This is a genomic window from Aeromonas sp. S18(2024) (genome assembly GCF_041402525.1).
GTDB lineage: Bacteria > Pseudomonadota > Gammaproteobacteria > Enterobacterales > Aeromonadaceae > Aeromonas > Aeromonas enteropelogenes.
Window position 1 is genome coordinate 168468 of sequence record NZ_JBGLQV010000005.1, and the last position, 16879, is coordinate 185346.

The 16879-nt window shown below is 58.7% G+C and carries 15 protein-coding genes; 2 read left to right on the forward strand and 13 right to left on the reverse strand.

Annotated elements, in window-relative coordinates:
• The first annotated feature begins 10 nt into the window (after nucleotides 1–10).
• Nucleotides 11–2257: a PAS domain S-box protein gene (locus tag ACB034_RS10730; RefSeq protein WP_371172813.1), complete on the forward strand. Its 2247-nt coding sequence runs from the start codon at nucleotides 11–13 to the stop codon at nucleotides 2255–2257.
• Nucleotides 2258–2317: 60 nt separating this feature from the next.
• Here ACB034_RS10730 and deoD read toward each other — a convergent pair whose 3' ends face one another.
• The 7 genes from deoD to ACB034_RS10765 form a co-directional block, all read right to left on the reverse strand.
• Nucleotides 2318–3034, reverse strand: coding sequence for a purine-nucleoside phosphorylase (gene deoD, locus ACB034_RS10735; RefSeq protein WP_005340471.1), 717 nt, complete (start codon nucleotides 3032–3034; stop codon nucleotides 2318–2320).
• Between the two features lie 78 nt (nucleotides 3035–3112).
• Complete coding sequence (locus ACB034_RS10740) at nucleotides 3113–4321, reverse strand: phosphopentomutase (protein WP_124238431.1); 1209 nt, start codon at nucleotides 4319–4321, stop codon at nucleotides 3113–3115.
• A 14-nt stretch (nucleotides 4322–4335) separates the two neighbouring features.
• A complete protein-coding gene (deoA, locus tag ACB034_RS10745) occupies nucleotides 4336–5667 on the reverse strand; it encodes a thymidine phosphorylase (protein ID WP_026458151.1) in 1332 nt (443 codons plus the stop codon).
• 106 nt (nucleotides 5668–5773) lie between these two features.
• Complete coding sequence (gene deoC / locus ACB034_RS10750; RefSeq protein WP_371172814.1) at nucleotides 5774–6547, reverse strand: deoxyribose-phosphate aldolase; 774 nt, start codon at nucleotides 6545–6547, stop codon at nucleotides 5774–5776.
• A gap of 390 nt (nucleotides 6548–6937) precedes the next feature.
• The gene (locus ACB034_RS10755) at nucleotides 6938–7108 is read right to left on the reverse strand and encodes a XapX domain-containing protein (protein ID WP_005340467.1); all 171 of its coding nucleotides are present in this window, start codon (nucleotides 7106–7108) and stop codon (nucleotides 6938–6940) included.
• Nucleotides 7109–7232: 124 nt separating this feature from the next.
• Entirely contained in the window at nucleotides 7233–8507 is a 1275-nt protein-coding gene (locus ACB034_RS10760; protein ID WP_061476227.1) for a NupC/NupG family nucleoside CNT transporter, read from the reverse strand.
• A gap of 216 nt (nucleotides 8508–8723) precedes the next feature.
• Nucleotides 8724–9503 (reverse strand): TatD family hydrolase, encoded by a 780-nt coding sequence (locus ACB034_RS10765; RefSeq protein ID WP_371172815.1) that lies wholly within the window; start codon nucleotides 9501–9503, stop codon nucleotides 8724–8726.
• Between the two features lie 43 nt (nucleotides 9504–9546).
• Here ACB034_RS10765 and ACB034_RS10770 point away from each other — a divergent pair, with 43 nt between their 5' ends.
• On the forward strand, nucleotides 9547–10179 hold the full coding sequence (locus tag ACB034_RS10770) for a prepilin-type N-terminal cleavage/methylation domain-containing protein (protein WP_026455769.1): 633 nt from the start codon (nucleotides 9547–9549) through the stop codon (nucleotides 10177–10179).
• Between the two features lie 302 nt (nucleotides 10180–10481).
• On the opposite strand, the gene luxS is transcribed toward ACB034_RS10770, so the two are convergent.
• The 6 genes from luxS to ACB034_RS10800 all read right to left on the reverse strand — a co-directional run bounded on the left by luxS (nucleotide 10482) and on the right by ACB034_RS10800 (nucleotide 16876).
• Nucleotides 10482–10991 carry an S-ribosylhomocysteine lyase gene (gene luxS, locus ACB034_RS10775; RefSeq protein WP_026455770.1) on the reverse strand — a complete coding sequence of 170 codons (510 nt, stop codon included), beginning with the start codon at nucleotides 10989–10991 and terminating at the stop codon, nucleotides 10482–10484.
• 18 nt (nucleotides 10992–11009) lie between these two features.
• Nucleotides 11010–11603 carry a transglycosylase SLT domain-containing protein gene (locus ACB034_RS10780; RefSeq protein WP_061476378.1) on the reverse strand — a complete coding sequence of 198 codons (594 nt, stop codon included), beginning with the start codon at nucleotides 11601–11603 and terminating at the stop codon, nucleotides 11010–11012.
• 5 nt (nucleotides 11604–11608) lie between these two features.
• Nucleotides 11609–11947: a nitrogen regulatory protein P-II gene (gene glnB / locus ACB034_RS10785; protein WP_026455772.1), complete on the reverse strand. Its 339-nt coding sequence runs from the start codon at nucleotides 11945–11947 to the stop codon at nucleotides 11609–11611.
• 9 nt (nucleotides 11948–11956) lie between these two features.
• Complete coding sequence (locus ACB034_RS10790) at nucleotides 11957–13579, reverse strand: NAD+ synthase (RefSeq protein WP_371172816.1); 1623 nt, start codon at nucleotides 13577–13579, stop codon at nucleotides 11957–11959.
• A gap of 73 nt (nucleotides 13580–13652) precedes the next feature.
• Nucleotides 13653–15761 (reverse strand): prepilin-type N-terminal cleavage/methylation domain-containing protein, encoded by a 2109-nt coding sequence (locus tag ACB034_RS10795; protein ID WP_371172817.1) that lies wholly within the window; start codon nucleotides 15759–15761, stop codon nucleotides 13653–13655.
• Nucleotides 15762–15769: 8 nt separating this feature from the next.
• Complete coding sequence (locus ACB034_RS10800) at nucleotides 15770–16876, reverse strand: PilX N-terminal domain-containing pilus assembly protein (RefSeq protein WP_042071082.1); 1107 nt, start codon at nucleotides 16874–16876, stop codon at nucleotides 15770–15772.
• Nucleotides 16877–16879 lie beyond the last annotated feature (3 nt).

A 16879-nucleotide genomic window follows, 5' to 3' on the forward strand; every position in this document is an offset into this window, starting at 1 on the left:
GGAGCGCTGCATGATTGCCCCCCCTCTGCCACTGGATGAGAAGAGTCGACTGGAGCGACTGCGCATCCTTGGCCTGCTCGACCGGGAACCCATCGATCAACTGGATCGCTTGACCCGCCTCATCACCCGACACTTCTCGCTGCCGATTGCCATGGTCTCCCTGACCGATGTGGATCGGCAGTGGTTCCTCTCCAAAAGCGGAGTGGAGATGTGCGAGATCAGCCGGGAACACTCCTTCTGCGGCCACGCCATCCTGCGTCCCGACATCATGCAGGTGCCCGATGCCAGGCGTGACCCGCGCTTCGCCGACAATCCGCTGGTGACAGAAGCGCCTCACGTGGTCTTCTATGCCGGCCGTCCGCTGCGGGCCCTCGACGGCGTGGTGCTCGGCACCCTCTGCCTGGTCGATCAGCACCCCCGCCAACTCGACCAGGCCCAATGTCAGGATCTGGACGACTTCGGCCGCCTGGTGGAGAACACCCTGCACGATCTGGAGCGACGCCATCAGGTACGCAGTCTGAACCAGATACTGGAAGACAAGGAACACCTCTTCACTCTCACCTTCAACCAGTCATCGGTCGGCATGGCCCTCTCCTCCCTTGAGGGACAGTGGTTGCGGGCCAACCCGGGGCTGGAGAGACTGCTTGGCTACAGCGAACAAGCGATGCTCGGGCTCACCTGGCATGACATGACTCATCCCGAAGATCTGGTCCGGGAGCTCCCCCTGTTTGAAGCGCTGATCGCGGGGCGGCGCCAGGACTATCGGCTGGAGAAGCGGATGATCCGCGCCGATGGCTCCCTGTGCTGGGTGCAGCTCAGCGTCGCCCTGTGCGAGAGCCGTACCGTGGCCCCCCATATGATCGCCGTGTTCGCCGATCTCAGCGAACGCAAGCAGGCCGAAGCCGAACTGCTCACCCTGCAGCAAGGGCTGGAGCAGCAGGTGCGCGAACGCACTCACGAACTGTCGGAAACAGTGGTGCAGTTGCATCGGGAAATGAACGAACGCAGTGCCGTACAGCAAAGCCTGTGGCGAGAGCAGCGACGCCTGCAGCATATGCTGGAGCACACCAGCAATGCCTTTCTCGAGCTCGACGAGGCACTCACCATCACCGGCTGGAACCCTGCCTCCACCACCCTGCTTGGCTGGCAAGCCGAAGAGATGCTGGGTCAGCCCCTGGCTCGCCTGCTTGAAGAGAATCATCCCCTGTTCACCCAGCTGCCGATTTCCGGCGATCAGCCGCGGCGTCTAGAGTGTGACATCCATACCCGTGACGGGCGGCGTCTCCCGGTCGAGGTTATTGCCGAGCGTTACCGCTTCGATGACAAGGTTCGCCTGGCCCTTTTTCTACACGACATCACGGCCCGTCGCCGGGTGCAGGCCGAAATCGAGCGTGGCCGGGCCCGGCTGCGCGCCATCACCGACGGCCTGCCTGTCACCATCAGCATGGTGGCACCGAACGGTCGCTATCTGTTCGCCAATCAGGCTTACTGTCGCTACTTCGGGCTGGCTTCCGATTTGCTGTTTGGCACGAGCCTGCGAGACAGCATGGGTGAAACCAGCTATCAGCGCGCCCAAGCCTATCTCGAGCGCGCACAGGCCGGCGAGCAACTCAGCTTCGAGTCCCGCTTTACACTACCCATCGGAGAGCGAGATCTGCGCATCACCATGATCCCGAGTCGCAGCGATGAACAGGGCGTCTATATCCTCGGCACCGACATCACCGAGTACAAGGCATTGCAGGCTCAGCTTGAGCACGAGGCGGCCCACGATCCCCTCACCGGGCTGCCGAACCGGCGTGCCTTCACCCTGCGCCTGGCCCGCGAACTGGAGCGAGTACATTACAGTGCGGAGTCGCTCGGTCTGCTGTTTCTCGACCTGGACGGTTTCAAGCAGATCAATGATCGGCTGGGCCATCACGTCGGCGACGCCCTGCTGCAACGCTTCGCCAGCGTGCTGACATCGGAAGTCCGCCCCGGCGACATGGTGGCTCGTCTTGCCGGCGACGAGTTCACCGTCGTACTGCCCGCCCTGCACCATCCCGAACAGGAGCTGCCCGCCCTGTGCGATCGCTTGCTGGCCGCCATGGCCGTGCCCGCCGATGTCGCGGGCCATCAGCTCTCCCTTGCCGGCAGCATAGGCGGGGCACTCTGCCGCTCGGGTCGGCACTCCCGGATCGATGATCTGCTGAATCGAGCCGATGCCGCCATGTACCGGGCCAAACAGGCCGGTAAGGGACGCTTCGTACTCGACCTCTAACCCCTGCTTCAGAAATGCAAAAAGGCGGCCAGAAGGCCGCCTTTTTCATACGCGAAGGGATTACTTGTCGCCCAGCAGGACGGAATCCAGCGCGATTTCGATCATGTCGTTGAAGGTCAGCTGACGCTCTTCGGAAGTGGTCTGCTCACCGGTACGGATATGGTCGGAGACGGTGCAGATGGTCAGTGCCTTGGCGCCATACTCGGCAGCCACGCCGTAGATACCGGCAGCTTCCATCTCGACACCCAGGATGCCGTATTTTTCCATGACGTCGAACATGGAGGGGTCCGGGGTGTAGAACAGGTCGGCGGAGAAGATGTTGCCTACGCGCACGGCCACGCCCTTGTTCTTGGCGGCCTGTACGGCATTGGCAACCAGATCGAAGTCGGCGATGGCGGCGAAGTCGTGATCCTTGAAGCGCAGACGGTTCACCTTGGAATCGGTGCAGGCACCCATACCGATCACCACGTCACGCAGTTTCACATCTTCACGTACGGCGCCGCAGGAGCCCACGCGGATCAGGGTTTTCACACCGTAGTCGGTGATCAGCTCTTTTGCATAGATGGAGCAGGACGGGATACCCATGCCGTGACCCATGACGGAGATACGACGGCCCTTGTAGGTACCGGTGAACCCGAACATGTTGCGCACGTCGCAGATCTGCTCGACGTTCTCCAGGAAAGTCTCGGCGATGTACTTGGCACGCAGGGGGTCGCCCGGCATCAGTACGGTATCTGCAAACGCACCATCTTTCGCATTGATATGAGGAGTTGCCATTCTCTTGATTCCTTCACACTGGGTTGAGTTTTATTGTCTTTATTGGTTTGCCCGCCGCCGAGGCGGCGGGCGGGTAACTTACAGGAAGCTGGTACCGTATGCCAGCTTGGGCAGACCGTGGTAGGCCGCGATGCTCTGGCCGATGTCGGCGAAAGTGTCGCGACGGCCGACGCTGCCAGCCTTTACCGGCTTGCCGTAGAACAGCACCGGAATGTATTCACGGGTGTGGTCGGTGCCGCTCCAGGTCGGGTCGCAACCGTGGTCGGCGGTCAGTACCACCACGTCACCATCCTGCATCAGCTCGAACAGCTCCGGCAGACGGGAGTCGAAATACTCCAGTGCATCGGCGTAGCCCTTCACGTCACGGCGGTGACCGTAGGAGGAGTCGAAGTCGACGAAGTTGGTGAAGACGATGGTGTTGTCACCGGCGGCCTTCACCTCTTCCAGGGTACGATCCCACAGCTCGGTCAGGCCGGTGCCCTTCACCTGCTTGGTGATGCCCTGCTGGGCATAGATGTCGGCGATCTTGCCGATGGAAACCACCTGGCCACCCGCTTCTTTCATGTAGTCCAGCACGGTCGGCGCCGGCGGCAGTACCGAGTAGTCGTGACGGTTGCCGGTGCGCTTGAAGTCCCCCTTGCCACTGCCCACGAACGGACGGGCAATGACACGGCCGATATTGTAGGGCTCCAGCAGCTCGCGCACGATGTGGCACAGCTCATAGAGCTTCTCGAGGCCGTAGGTCTCTTCGTGGCAGGCAATCTGGAACACGGAGTCGGCAGAGGTGTAGAGGATCGGTTTGCCGGTGCGCATGTGCTCTTCGCCCAGGTCGTCCAGCACCTGGGTGCCGGAGGCGTGGCAGTTGCCCAGATACCCGGGCAGACCGGCCTTCTCGACAATGGCGTCCAGCAGCTCCTGCGGGAAGCTGTTCTGGTGATCCTTGAAGTAGCCCCACTCGAACAGCACGGGCACGCCAGCAATCTCCCAGTGACCGGACGGGGTGTCCTTGCCGGAGGAGAGCTCCTGGGCGAAACCGTAGGCACCGACCACCTCGATCTCCTTGTTCAGACCCGCCGGGAAGGTGCCGGAAGCGAGTTCACCTGCGTGGCCCAGACCCAGCTTGTTGAGGTTCGGCAGGTTGAGCGGGCCACGACCCTCAATCTCGCCGGAGGCACAGGCTTTGGCGATATGGCCAAGGGTGTTGGCGCCCACATCTCCGAACTTGTCGGCATCGGCGGCAGCGCCAATACCGAAAGAGTCCATCATCAGAATAAAGGTACGTTTCATGGGACTTCCCCTTGTTACAAATCAGCCAGACCGATGCGACGGTAGACCTCGGGCAGCGCCTCTGGTCGGGTATCACCGATCTTGACGGCTGCCTGCACCATGCCGGCAGCCTGAGCGAATTGCTCTTCAGTTTGAGCGTGGATCAGGGCGAGTGGCTTGTCTGCATCGACGCTCTGACCCAGGCGAATAAAGTCGGTCAGACCGACCGCGTAATCGAGTTTGTCACCGGCTGCGCGACGACCGCCGCCCATGGCGACCACGGCCAGACCCAGTTCGCGGGTATCCATGGCGGTGACGAAACCGGCGTTGGCCGCGTAAACCGGGCGCACGATGGCAGCCTTGGGCAGGTAAGCGTCATAACGTTCCATGAAGTCGGACGGGCCACCCAGACCGGTCACCATGCGGCCGAAGATCTCGGCCGCCTTGCCGTTGTCCAGCACTGCCTGCAGCTTGGCGCGGGCATCGACATCATTGCTGGCAAGCCCGGCGGAGATCAACATCTCGGTACACAGGGCCATGGTTACTTCGTGGATCCGCGGGTTGCGGTATTCACCGGTCAGGTAGCGCACCGCCTCGCGTACTTCCACCGCGTTGCCGGCGCTGGAGGCCAGCACCTGGTTCATGTCGGTCAGCAAGGCAGAAGTGCGGCAACCGGCCCCATTGGCCACGGCGACGATGCTCTTCGCCAGCTCTTCGGACGCCTCAAAGGTCGGCATGAAGGCACCTGAGCCCACCTTGACGTCCATCACCAGCGCTTCCAGCCCGGAGGCGAGCTTCTTGGAGAGGATGGAGCCGGTGATCATGGCGATGGATTCGACGGTGGCTGTGATATCACGCACCGCATAGATACGCTTGTCGGCAGGGGCCAGATCGCCGGTCTGGCCGATGATGGCGACACCCGCCTCTTTCACCACCTTCAGGAAACGGTCGTTGTCGACTGAAGTCTGGTAGCCAGGGATGGCATCCAGCTTGTCCAGGGTACCGCCGGTGTGGCCCAGACCACGGCCGGAGATCATAGGTACGAAACCGCCGCAGGCGGCGACCATGGGGCCAAGCATCAGGGAGACGACATCACCCACACCACCGGTGGAGTGCTTGTCGACGATGGGGCCACCCAGGTTCAGGTGATCCCAGGTCAGCACCATGCCGGAGTCGCGCATGGCGCAGGTCAGGGCAACCCGCTCATCCATGGTCATATCCTGGAAATAGACTGCCATCGCCAGTGCCGCGATCTGGCCCTCGCCGATGGTGTTGTTGGTAATGCCCTGAACGAAGAATTGAATCTCTTGGGTACTGAGCGCTTCGCCGTTGCGCTTCTTGCGAATAATTTCTTGAGGCAAAAACATCTTTCATTCCCTCCGCCATGACTGGCGTTACAAAAGCCGGACGCCCTGCCACAGGCCATGTGGCCGGGCATAACAGGGCGAGCCGGGCTCGCCCTCTCGGGTCAACTTAGTAACCGCTGGTATTGGCCGGCTTTTCGCCGTGACCCAGGGTCGCCAGCAGGCTGGCCAGCAGACTGGAGGCACCGAAGCGGAAGGTACGGGCGGATACCCAGTCCTTGCCCAGGATCTCTTCGGCCATGGCGAGGTACTGGCCGGCAACGGCCGCGTCTTTCACGCCACCGGCAGGCTTGAAGCCCACTTTCGGGTTCTTGGCCTTGATCACTTCCATCATGATGCGCGCCGCTTCCGGAGTCGCATTGACCGGCACCTTGCCGGTGGAGGTCTTGATGAAGTCGGCACCGGAATCGATACAGATCTCGGAAGCGCGACGGATCAACGCCTCTTCCTTCAACTCGCCGGTCTCGATGATCACTTTCAGCAGCACATCGGCGCCACAGGCTTCCTTACAGGCTTTGACCAGATCGAAACCAATCTGTTCATTGCCCGCCATGAAGGCGCGGTACGGGAACACCACGTCCACTTCGTCGGCACCGTAAGCGACGGCGGCGCGGGTTTCGGCCACGGCGATCTCGATATCGTCGTTGCCATGGGGGAAGTTGGTCACGGTCGCAATGCGCACGTCGGCAGCGCCGATGTCACGCAGGGTCTTGCGAGCGATGGGAATGAAACGGGGATAGATACAGACGGCGGCGGTCAGACCAGCCGGAGACTTGGCCTTGTGACACAGGTCGATCACTTTCTGATCGGTGTCATCGTCGTTCAGGGTAGTCAGGTCCATCAGGTTCAGGGCGCGCTGGGCGGCCAGTTTCAGATCAGTCATTCTGTTCTCCAAAGTCTCTAAGTAGTCCGGATCCCGGGGCAAAGGCCCGCTTGTTGCAACGCAACCGGCAAGACTCGACTCCCAAGGATACGGGAATGGAATTACAGCGCGTATGCAGAGGCATAGCTGGCTGCAAATAAGGCAAGAGCCCTGTCACTTTCTTACAAAAGTGCGGACTTGGTTCCATGAAGACTTGAGAAAGGCCGACAACATCTGACCCGACTTCCCAATCAATTCCATTTGACCGCCAACACCCGATTTCATCGGGCATTAGTCAATGCCAGCACCCTGCTGGCAATGCCTATTTCAGCCGAGATACCCCGTGTTTGCAAGCCGGATTTGCCATTTTCAGAGGTATCTCACATCTGGCAAACCCTGGTAGAAAAAGCCTTACGAGAAGAAACGGGTGAGGATCCAGGAGTAGGCCAAGCCACCCAGGTAGACCCCCACGATCCCCATCACCCCGGACAAGACCGGCGGCGCAGGAATGGGCAATTTGAGGAAAGAAAACAACAAGCCAACGATAAAGCCGGCCACCATCGCCAGTAGCACTTCATTCATAAAACCTCCGATTTGACTCATTTTATTATTAGTTTAGATAGGAAAACGGTTGTCACCGTCCCATACACAAACGCCACGGCAGATGCCGTGGCGTTTGTGTTTATACCTGTCTGGTCAGGCGATATTACATGCCGGACAGCGCCAGGAAGAAGCCTGCAATAGTGGCAGACATCAGGTTGGACAGAGAGCCGGCCAGTACGGCTTTCAGACCAAATCGTGCAATGGTGCCACGGCGGTTCGGTGCCATGGACCCCAGACCACCCAGCAGGATGGCAACAGAGGAGAGGTTGGCGAAACCGCACAGAGCGAAGGAGATGATGGCCTTGGTGTGATCGGACATGACGGCGCCATTGATCAGCAGCTCATCTTTCAGGTACGGAGCAAAGTTCAGGTACGCCACGAATTCGTTCACCACCAGCTTCTGGCCGATGAAGGAACCGGCAACCACGGCTTCGTTCCAGGGCACACCGATCAGGAAGGCCAGCGGGGAGAAGATCCAGCCCAGAATAAGCTCCAGAGAGAGCTCAGGCATGCCAAACCAGCCACCCACACCGGAGAAGATACCGTTGATCATGGCGATCAGGCCGATGAACGCCAGCAGCATGGCACCTACGTTCAGAGCCAGTTGCATACCGGCAGAGGCACCGGCAGCGGCAGCGTCGATCACGTTGGCCGGCTTGTCATCCAGCTCGGCATCGGCGGCGCTTTCATCGTAGTTCGGGGTCTCGGTTTCGGGCACCAGCAGTTTGGCGAACAGCAGACCACCCGGAGCAGCCATGAAGGATGCGGCAATCAGGTACTCCATCTTGACGCCCATGGAGGCGTAACCGGCCAGTACGGAGCCGGCTACGGAAGCCAGACCACCACACATGACGGCAAACAGCTCGGAGTCGGTCATCTTGGAGATGTAAGGACGAACTACCAGCGGGGCTTCAGTCTGGCCCACGAAGATGTTGGCAGTAGCAGAGAGGGATTCGGTGCGGGAGGTACCCAGCACTTTCTGCAGGCCACCGCCCAGCAGCTTGATCACCACCTGCATGATGCCCAGATAATAGAGCACTGCGATCAGGGAAGAGAAGAAGATGATGACCGGCAGAACACGGAAAGCAAACACGAAGCCACCGCCGCCGAATACTTCAAACATCTTGTTGCTGACCAGACCACCGAACAGGAAGTCGATGCCGTTCTGGCCATAGCTGATCACACTGGATACGGCGTCGGATACGCCCACCAGAATATCGCGACCTACCGGTACATAGAGCACGAAAGCGCCCAGACCGGCTTGAATTGCGAACGCACCCAGTACGGTACGTACGTTAATTGCCTTGCGATTGCTGGAGAACAGCACCGCGATAAGGACGAGCGTTGCCATCCCCACCAGACCCATGATTAAGCTCATTATTATCTTCCTCTAGTAGCACCTATCTTGTTAGCAACTTGTAACCTCAAGCCGCTAATCAAGGGGAGCGCATTATACTAATTAAAGGCCTTTAAAATAGAATGCTGGTCACATTTTATCAGTGTCAAAATGATCGATTGTCACAAAAGTAGACAGCAAACGATTTTTACGCTCATTTTTTTTTCTGCCGCCCAAAAGCCTTGTTGCATATATGTTTCAGCATTGACGTTCAGGATGGAAAAGTTCAAGGGTAGATTCATGCAACACCCTTGCAACATCCAACATGCCTTCCTCTCTTATTGAAGCCAGAGTAGTCACTATTTTTACTAATGACGCCGGGGTATTGCGCTGCCCCTGGTCCCCTTGCAACGGCATGTCGGGCGCATCGGTTTCCAGCAACAGAGATGAAAGCGGCATATCACGAAATGCCTCACGGGTCTTGTTGGCCCGCTCATAACTGATCACCCCACCGACCCCCAAGCGAAATCCCATCTGCCAGAAAGTGTCGGCTTGCTGCCGGGAGCCGCTGAACGCATGAATCACCCCACCCCTGGCTGGTTTGAAACGGCGCAATAGCTTGGCAACCGTGTCATTGGCCCGTACCGAATGCACGATCAATGGCAGCTCATATTCACAAGCCAGCCTGACTTGCGCCTCAAATAGATCCATCTGCCCCTCTTGGGGAACATGGGAACGCAGATCCAGCCCGCACTCGCCTATCGCCACCAGCCCGGTCGGGCGACGAGCCACCAGCATCCGCAGCCGTTCCATCACCCCTTTCTGCTGTGCGCCGGCATACCAGGGGTGAATGCCCAAGCCATAGAAAATATCGGCATGCTGGCCTGCCAAAGCCATTACCCGCTCCCAGTTATCCTCAGCGATGGCAGGGATGATATACTCCCGGATCCCAAGCTGCCGACAATGAGCCAGTAACACCTCCCTGTCCTTGTCGAAGACGGGAAAGTCGAGATGGCAATGACTGTCAATCAGCTGCATATCACTACACCTATTTGCGGTATTTAATGGGTCATTCAACACAATGAAACACAGACACCATGGTTTTACCCTGATTGAACTGGTACTGGTCATCATAGTGCTGGGTATTCTGGCAGTCATCGCCCTGCCCCGTTTTATCAATATCAAGGATGATGCGTTAAGAAGCAGTGTCGCGGCGACGGCGGGTAGTTTTGCCAGTGCGGTGCAGCTGGCCCATGCAGGATGGGCTGTTGCCACCAAGGGAGAGGCGGTCGCACTTTACAATTTGGGGAGCCATGGGGAGGGCAAGTCGGACATCAATCGCTACGGATGGCCGTCAGGTTCCGAAGAGGATTACAACCAACCCGCCAATACTCCCTATCAGCCCGGTTCAGGAAACCATATCTCGGTCAGCAATCAATCGGATTGCCGTTTGCTGTTTACCGACCTCCTTGATGGCGACCAGACGGTAGCTTCTACCAACCAACCTGATGAGATCAAAAAGCAGGCGGACTATCTTTCGGACATGGTTGGCCCGGGACATCCTGATGAGGAGGAGGGTGATGAGATGCATTACAACTGCCGCTATATCCTGCGCGACTCGATGGGTCGCTTCCAGACTGGTTCAGATTATGAAAACGGCCTCGGCTTTGAGTACAACAGCGTTACCGGTGCCGTGACTCGCAATTTTGACTAGAGGAAGAAGAGGTCTTTTCCGACTGATCTTTTGATGACTCCTCATCGTAACGCACCGGCGTGCAGCAGCGCCGGTTTTGCGGTGTGAGCCCCCACTCTTCGCACCATGCGTCGTAACGGGCCAACCAACGCAGCAAGACTCCTTTCATGCTCATAGCATCCCTCTTTTCTTGTTCAGTCGAACACCATGCTACCAGAGAACTCCCGCTGAACAAGCTGCCTGTCTGTCCGCATCAGTACCAATAAAAAAGCCGGGCAGCAGTGCTGACCGGCTTCTCTGGATTGATTTACGAGGCATATGCCTTAGAGGCTCTTGAGCTTCTCTTCGGGCAGGGCAAGCTCGTCGTTGTGGTTGACCCCGATACCCCGCTCCAGCACGTGACGGGCAATGGCGTGCGCCTCTTCCAGAGAGTGCATGCTGAAGGTACCGCACTGGTATTCGTTAAGCTCGGGGATCTGCTTCTGATCCTGCACGGTCAGCACGTCGTTCATGGCCGCCTGCCAAGCAGCACCCACCCGCGCCTCGTCCGGCGCACCAATCAGGCTCATGTAGAAACCGGTACGACAGCCCATGGGGGAGATGTCGATGATCTCGACCCCATTACCGTTCAGGTGATCCCGCATGAAACCGGCAAACAGGTGCTCGAGGGTATGGATGCCACGCTCGGAGAGGATCTCCTGGTTGGGCACACAGAAACGCAGGTCGAACACGGTAATGGTGTCCTTGTTCGGGGTCTGCATGGTCTTGGCCACGCGTACCGCAGGGGCTTCCATACGGGTGTGGTCAACGGTAAAACTGTCCAATAACGGCATTTCTGACTCCTGATTGGGTTACCAGAACCAGCCTCCGGTGGAGAGCTGATCCTTGCATTGTCGATACTGGGCGCCGTAGCGTTGGGCACGGGCCTCTACCTTGCGGGAGGTTTTCATCAACCAGCCCTTGCTTCGATAGCTGCCACGCCGGTAGCCACCCCACCCTTCGTGATAGTTGAGATACTGGCCATACGCATCCCACTTGGAGGTGCCGTTCAACCGCTGGGCCTTGTGAGTGTACCAGCCCATAAAATCGATGGCGTCGGCAAAATCGTCCCGGTCACTCCAGCTGTTGCCGGTTTCCCGCTGGTAATCGGCCCAGGTTTCATCTTTCACCTGAGCGTAGCCATAGGCGGAACTGGCCCGCCCGGTCGGGATGAAGAGGAAATACTCCATGGGCGGCTGGGCGTCATGTACGAAGGAGGACTCCTGATACATCATGGCCATGACCACCTGGATCGGAGTTCCCCACTTCTCGTTCATCTTGAGGGCCGCCTCATGCCAGTCAGGCTTCTCGCGAAAGATCTGGCACAGGTTTTCCGGCTGGGCCGGCGGCCGGCTACTACAGGCGGTCAGGCCAGCCAACAGGCCTGCCACCACAACGAGGCGCATCCACATCAGATGGCGTCTTCGTTCTCTTCGCCAGTACGGATACGAATGACCCGCTCCACGTCACAGACGAAGATCTTGCCGTCACCAATCTTGCCGGTGCGGGCTGTGTTCTGGATCGCTTCCAGGCAGGCATCGAGATCCTCATCCTGCACCACCAGTTCCAGCTTCACTTTCGGCAGAAAGTCCACCATGTATTCGGCACCGCGATAAAGCTCGGTGTGCCCCTTCTGGCGGCCAAAACCCTTGACTTCGGATACCGTCATGCCGTTGATGCCAATCTCGGCCAGAGCCTCGCGCACATCGTCCAGCTTGAACGGTTTGATGATGGCTTCAATCTTCTTCATGGTGACTCCTTACCAGTTCTGTTTGCCAAACCCGGATGTGATGGGGTAACGGCGATCCTTACCAAAGTTGCGGGCCGTGATGCGGGGACCGACTGCGGCCTGACGGCGCTTGTATTCGTTGAGATCCACCAGACGGATCACCTTGCGCACCACCGCCTCTTCGAACCCTTCGGCCACCATGTCGGCGACCGAGGCATCCTCTTCGACGTAGCGCTTGAGGATGGCATCCAGGATGTCATAGGGAGGCAGGCTGTCCTGATCCACCTGATCCGGCGCCAATTCTGCCGAAGGGGGACGGTCGATGACCCGCTGGGGGATCACATAATCGACCGAATTACGGTATTCGCACAGTTTGAAGACCAGGGTCTTGGGCACGTCTTTAAGCACGTCGAAACCGCCGGCCATGTCGCCATACAGGGTGGCATAACCCACCGCCATCTCGCTCTTGTTGCCGGTGGTGAGCACAATGCGACGACGCTTGTTGGAGAGCGCCATCAAGAGCACACCGCGGCAGCGAGCCTGCAGGTTCTCTTCGGTGGTATCGCGAGCAGTGCCTTCAAACAGGGGAGCCAGCTGACCCATAAACCCTTCGAACATGGGCTCGATGGAGATGATGTTGAATTCAACACCCATCCGCTCGGCCTGCTCCTTGGCATCTTCCACGCTCATCTGGGCGGTATAGCGAAATGGCATCATCACCGCCTGCACCTTATCGGCACCGATGGCATCGGCCGCAATCGCTAGAGTCAGGGCAGAGTCGATACCGCCGGAAAGCCCCAGCACTGCGCCCTGAAAGCCGTTTTTGGTAACGTAATCGCGTACCGCCAGTACCAGCGCCTGATAGGTTTCGGCCAAAGGATTCAGCGGCGCAGCCGGTTCCCGCTCTTTCACCGGCTCACCATCGGCAAAGCGTACCAGCGCCAGCTCTTCGGCAAACGGCGCCAGCCTGTGAGTCAGCTCGCCATGGCTATTGAAGACTTTTGAGCAGCCGTCGAAGATCAGCTCATCCTGGCCACACACCTGATTGAGGTAAATCAGCGGTACGCCGGTCTGATCGCAGCGCTCCGCCATCAACTCGCGGCGGATCCAGGGTTTCTCCTGATCGTAGGGTGAGGCATTGATGGTGAGCAGCAGCTCGGCTCCCGCCGCCCTGGCGGCCAGCGCCGGCCCCGGCTGCCAGAGGTCTTCGCAGATAAGCAGACCCAACTGATGACCACGGAATGGTACCACGCACGTCTCTGTACCTGCCGTGAAGTAACGCTTCTCGTCAAACACTCCGTAGTTGGGCAGATCCTGCTTGAAGTAACGTGCCACCAGCTTGCCCTGCTCGTAGAGGGAGGCGGCGTTGTAGAGTGTCTCTCCTTCCCGCCAGGGGTGCCCCACCAGAATGGCGCAGTTGCCTGCCCAGGCAGCAAGGCGGGCCAGCGCGGCATCAACCCGGAGCATGAGATCACTGCGCAGCAGCAGATCTTCCGGCGGATAGCCGGTCAATGCGAGCTCGGAGCAGACCAGCAGATCGGCCTCTTGCCGCTCTGCCTCGGCGGCCGCAGCCAGTAACTTGTCACAGTTTTCTTCGATGGCGCCTACCGTCAGATTCAACTGGGCAAGCATCAGAGAGAGGGCTTTTGCCATGGCGATGCATCTTAAAATCAAAAATGATGGGGAATGATAAAGAAAAGGCGCTGGCTGTGCCAGCGCCCGAGGTTCAGGGGGTACAAGTCAGGTTCGCCGCATTGCTGACTCCGTTGTCCACCAGCAGGGCACAGGGGCCCGTGATCACCTGGCCGCTGGCAGGCGGCGTCATGGCGATACTGAGGGAGGCCGGCTTCAACAAGTAGGTTTTATTGCCCTGAGCGCTATAGGATAAATTCACAACCAGATTACTGTTTTGTGCAGCAGAACAAACGTATGTAGCGGGCTGGTTGTTGGTTTTTGGCACATCGATACGACAGGTGGCTCCCGTGGTTGTCGTAGTGACTGTCAGCCCGCTGAACGTGTTGGCCTTACAGGACTCTGGAGTGGCATTTTGCCCATTGCCCTGTTCAAGACACTCGATTCGTCCCGATACGGTCAGGGTCGGCACCGTCTGGGAACTGGTATCGATCGCCACCGGCATGGTGGCACTCTTGGCCTCGCTCTGATCCACCGGAGAGATGAGCGAAGCGGTGATCCCCGAGTTCCCCTGATAGGCGGTTACCTTGATCGAGGCGCTCTGCAACACGTTGGACGCATCCTTGGTGCTCTTCTTGGCCGACAAATAGCCACGGCTGTAACTGCCGAAGTAGTAGTTGCTGAGATCAACCACCGTCTTGACCGTCTCGTTGGTCACTCCCACGTAATCAGAGGTACTGCCGGTGAGCTGGCCATTCAGGGGCACCAGGCTCCACTCCGCCAGCATGGTCAGGTTGATGTCCTGAAACGGGATTCGGGCCAACAAATCCTGTGATGTCAGATCAAGCTTCGCGAGATTGTCTGGTGAGAGCACATCCACATAGATACCGCGGGCAATCAGCTGGGCCGTCCCCGTGTTCATGGTGATCTTGGTGCTGGTGTCTCCTCCCGCTGCCGCGTTGGTAGGCAGCCAGTCGGCAAATTCAATGATCGAGGGGGGCGTTGCCGTGGGATTCGAAGTCCAGTTGAGAGTGTTCTTCTGCCAGGTAACATAAGTGGTAACAACGTACTTGATGTAGTTCTGGTAGCTGGTCTGGTTCTCAGCCTTGGCGAGGAAGTCGGCGCTGGTCACTATGACTTTGATCAGATTCCAGTCCGGCAGGGGACGATAGTAGCCATCGAGCCGGACAAAGCGGCAGGCATCGACATAATTCCCGCTATTGACCGATGAAAGGGAGCTGCTGTAGCGCTGCCGGCTGGTATGAAGCGGCGAGTAAAACTGGTCGAAACTGCTGCCACTGCCATCGAAGTGATCCTTGCAGCAACTGGTACAGAGGGCCGGTTGATCCTTGACGCTGCTGTTGAGTACCCCTGTCTGCTTGATCACCTGGGAACCCGCATTCCAATAAAGCAAATTGCTGCTGGTCAGGGTGGCCTGGCCGGGCAGATAAGCGTTTATGCTCGAGCCATAGGTACAGGAGCAAGAAACCGAGGCCAGATCCTGCAGCACCTGCTGGGTGTTGCCGCCATTGTCGGGCTTGTAGGTGACCGTCTCGAACTGCACCAGCTTGCCAACCGCACCATCCTTGGAAGTCACGGTCGGCAGCGGCTTGCTGGTCTCCTGCTTGCGACCCTCCTGATCGATCTGGATGGAGATGACATCAGGCGCAACTCCGGGGGTATAGACCACGTGGGGCGGCTCGCGACTGGTATCCAGCCCGCCGTTGAACTGATTCTGAGTCAGCGACTCCGCCGGCGACACGGCCCCGGAGAGCAGCAAGGAATGAGCCTGCCCGACGCTGTCGCTCCAGCTGACGGTCACATTGACTACCTTTCGGCCAGGATAGGAGAACAAATAACCCGCCGGGATCGTGGTCTGCCAGGCAGAACCATTCCAGTACTGGTTGCTGACGGTCCAACTCAGGGCATAAGTCCCCCCGCCATCGGCGGGAGTGGCCGAACTGGTGCCCGCCGTTATGTTGTTGTAGGCCGTGAGCGGCGAAACCGCACTCACCACCCCGTTGAAGGTGCGAAACGCATCGAGTTGTGACTCGGCCAGCCGCATGGCCACCTCGTAGCGGCGACTATCCTGGGAGGTATTGAGCAATGAGCGAGACATGGCCACCAGACCTGCCACACCCACCCCAAGCAGAACCAGGGTGATCAAAATCTCCAACAGCCCAAATCCCTTGTGCGGTTTCATAGATGCTCCTACCAGTCCCGCCAGCTACCAGGCACCAGATTGATGCTCTGAAACGCCGCCCCATTTTCAATATTGCTCAACACCGCCTGATCATACTTGGCATCGAAGGTCCCATTGGCCGTCTTGCCCAGCTGATAGTTGGCTACTACAGCGCCGTTGACGATTGCTCCCCCCTTCAGGCTGACGTCGGTGGTGGCTGTAGCGGGCGTGGCTGAGTAGGCGAACACCAGTCCGTACAGGGTCGCATTCCCGTTCACCATCAGGTTGCCGTTGCGTATGATAAGCACGACCGGCGCAGCGATCGAACCGATCGACCCACCCGGTTTGCAATCACCATCGACGATGATGAGACCGCGCGAGGCGGTCGAGAGTGAATCGCAATTGGTCAGCAGTTGCACCGCCCGAGACTCCAGATTGGCCCAGCCGGCAGCATCATCATTCTCGTTGAACAGATACCAGACCAGATCCGTGGGGAAGTCGGTATCGTTGTCCTTGATGTCCGATTGTTTGTCGCCCTTCTGGCTGATGTTGGCGCTGCAGCCTCCGCTGTAGTCCCCCTGATGGCAGGTCTGACCGGAGCCATTTGTCAGGTCCACATTACCGTTGGTCCAGATGGAGAGCGGCACTCCAGGTCCCCCTCCGTTAGGATTAGCCACCACGGTAAAGTTGCCGGATACGGCCATGCCACCAGCTACCGTCAGGGGGGCGGCCGGGGTGCCGGCCAATACGCTTATCTTGATAGCCTTTACCTCAACCTCGGCATTGGCCGTCGCATCAACCAGGGTCGCCTGGGTGCGTATTTTCACCGGTGTTACACTCGCCCCCCCCACGATCACAGCCGGTTCATCCAGCGCAAAGAGGGTGTAATTGCCGGCCGATACGGTGACGGAAACACCGCTGCTAGGGGTACGCCAAGTGGCATCCTGCGCAAGCCGCCCGACCCCGTCCGACACCCCCAGTTCGGCCAACGCCAGCGCCTGGCGATACTGCACCTCGTTGAGGCTGACACGACGATCCGCCACCATCAGTTTGCCCACCAGCAACGAGATGCCAAGCAGGATCACGATAAGCAGCAGGGTGATGGTGAAGGTAGTAAAGCCGAGATGACGTTTCATGGC

What these genes read in the sequence shown, in the direction of transcription:
- deoC (WP_371172814.1), bottom strand. Translation starts at nt 6,547, where the DNA reads ATGACTGATCTGAAACTGGCCGCCCAGCGCGCCCTGAACCTGATGGAC.
- deoD (WP_005340471.1), bottom strand. Translation starts at nt 3,034, where the DNA reads ATGGCAACTCCTCATATCAATGCGAAAGATGGTGCGTTTGCAGATACC.
- ACB034_RS10800 (WP_042071082.1), bottom strand. Translation starts at nt 16,876, where the DNA reads ATGAAACGTCATCTCGGCTTTACTACCTTCACCATCACCCTGCTGCTT.
- ACB034_RS10780 (WP_061476378.1), bottom strand. Translation starts at nt 11,603, where the DNA reads ATGCGCCTCGTTGTGGTGGCAGGCCTGTTGGCTGGCCTGACCGCCTGT.
- deoA (WP_026458151.1), bottom strand. Translation starts at nt 5,667, where the DNA reads ATGTTTTTGCCTCAAGAAATTATTCGCAAGAAGCGCAACGGCGAAGCG.
- glnB (WP_026455772.1), bottom strand. Translation starts at nt 11,947, where the DNA reads ATGAAGAAGATTGAAGCCATCATCAAACCGTTCAAGCTGGACGATGTG.
- ACB034_RS10755 (WP_005340467.1), bottom strand. Translation starts at nt 7,108, where the DNA reads ATGAATGAAGTGCTACTGGCGATGGTGGCCGGCTTTATCGTTGGCTTG.
- ACB034_RS10765 (WP_371172815.1), bottom strand. Translation starts at nt 9,503, where the DNA reads ATGCAGCTGATTGACAGTCATTGCCATCTCGACTTTCCCGTCTTCGAC.
- ACB034_RS10770 (WP_026455769.1), top strand. Translation starts at nt 9,547, where the DNA reads ATGAAACACAGACACCATGGTTTTACCCTGATTGAACTGGTACTGGTC.
- ACB034_RS10795 (WP_371172817.1), bottom strand. Translation starts at nt 15,761, where the DNA reads ATGAAACCGCACAAGGGATTTGGGCTGTTGGAGATTTTGATCACCCTG.
- ACB034_RS10790 (WP_371172816.1), bottom strand. Translation starts at nt 13,579, where the DNA reads ATGGCAAAAGCCCTCTCTCTGATGCTTGCCCAGTTGAATCTGACGGTA.
- luxS (WP_026455770.1), bottom strand. Translation starts at nt 10,991, where the DNA reads ATGCCGTTATTGGACAGTTTTACCGTTGACCACACCCGTATGGAAGCC.
- ACB034_RS10730 (WP_371172813.1), top strand. Translation starts at nt 11, where the DNA reads ATGATTGCCCCCCCTCTGCCACTGGATGAGAAGAGTCGACTGGAGCGA.
- ACB034_RS10760 (WP_061476227.1), bottom strand. Translation starts at nt 8,507, where the DNA reads ATGAGCTTAATCATGGGTCTGGTGGGGATGGCAACGCTCGTCCTTATC.
- ACB034_RS10740 (WP_124238431.1), bottom strand. Translation starts at nt 4,321, where the DNA reads ATGAAACGTACCTTTATTCTGATGATGGACTCTTTCGGTATTGGCGCT.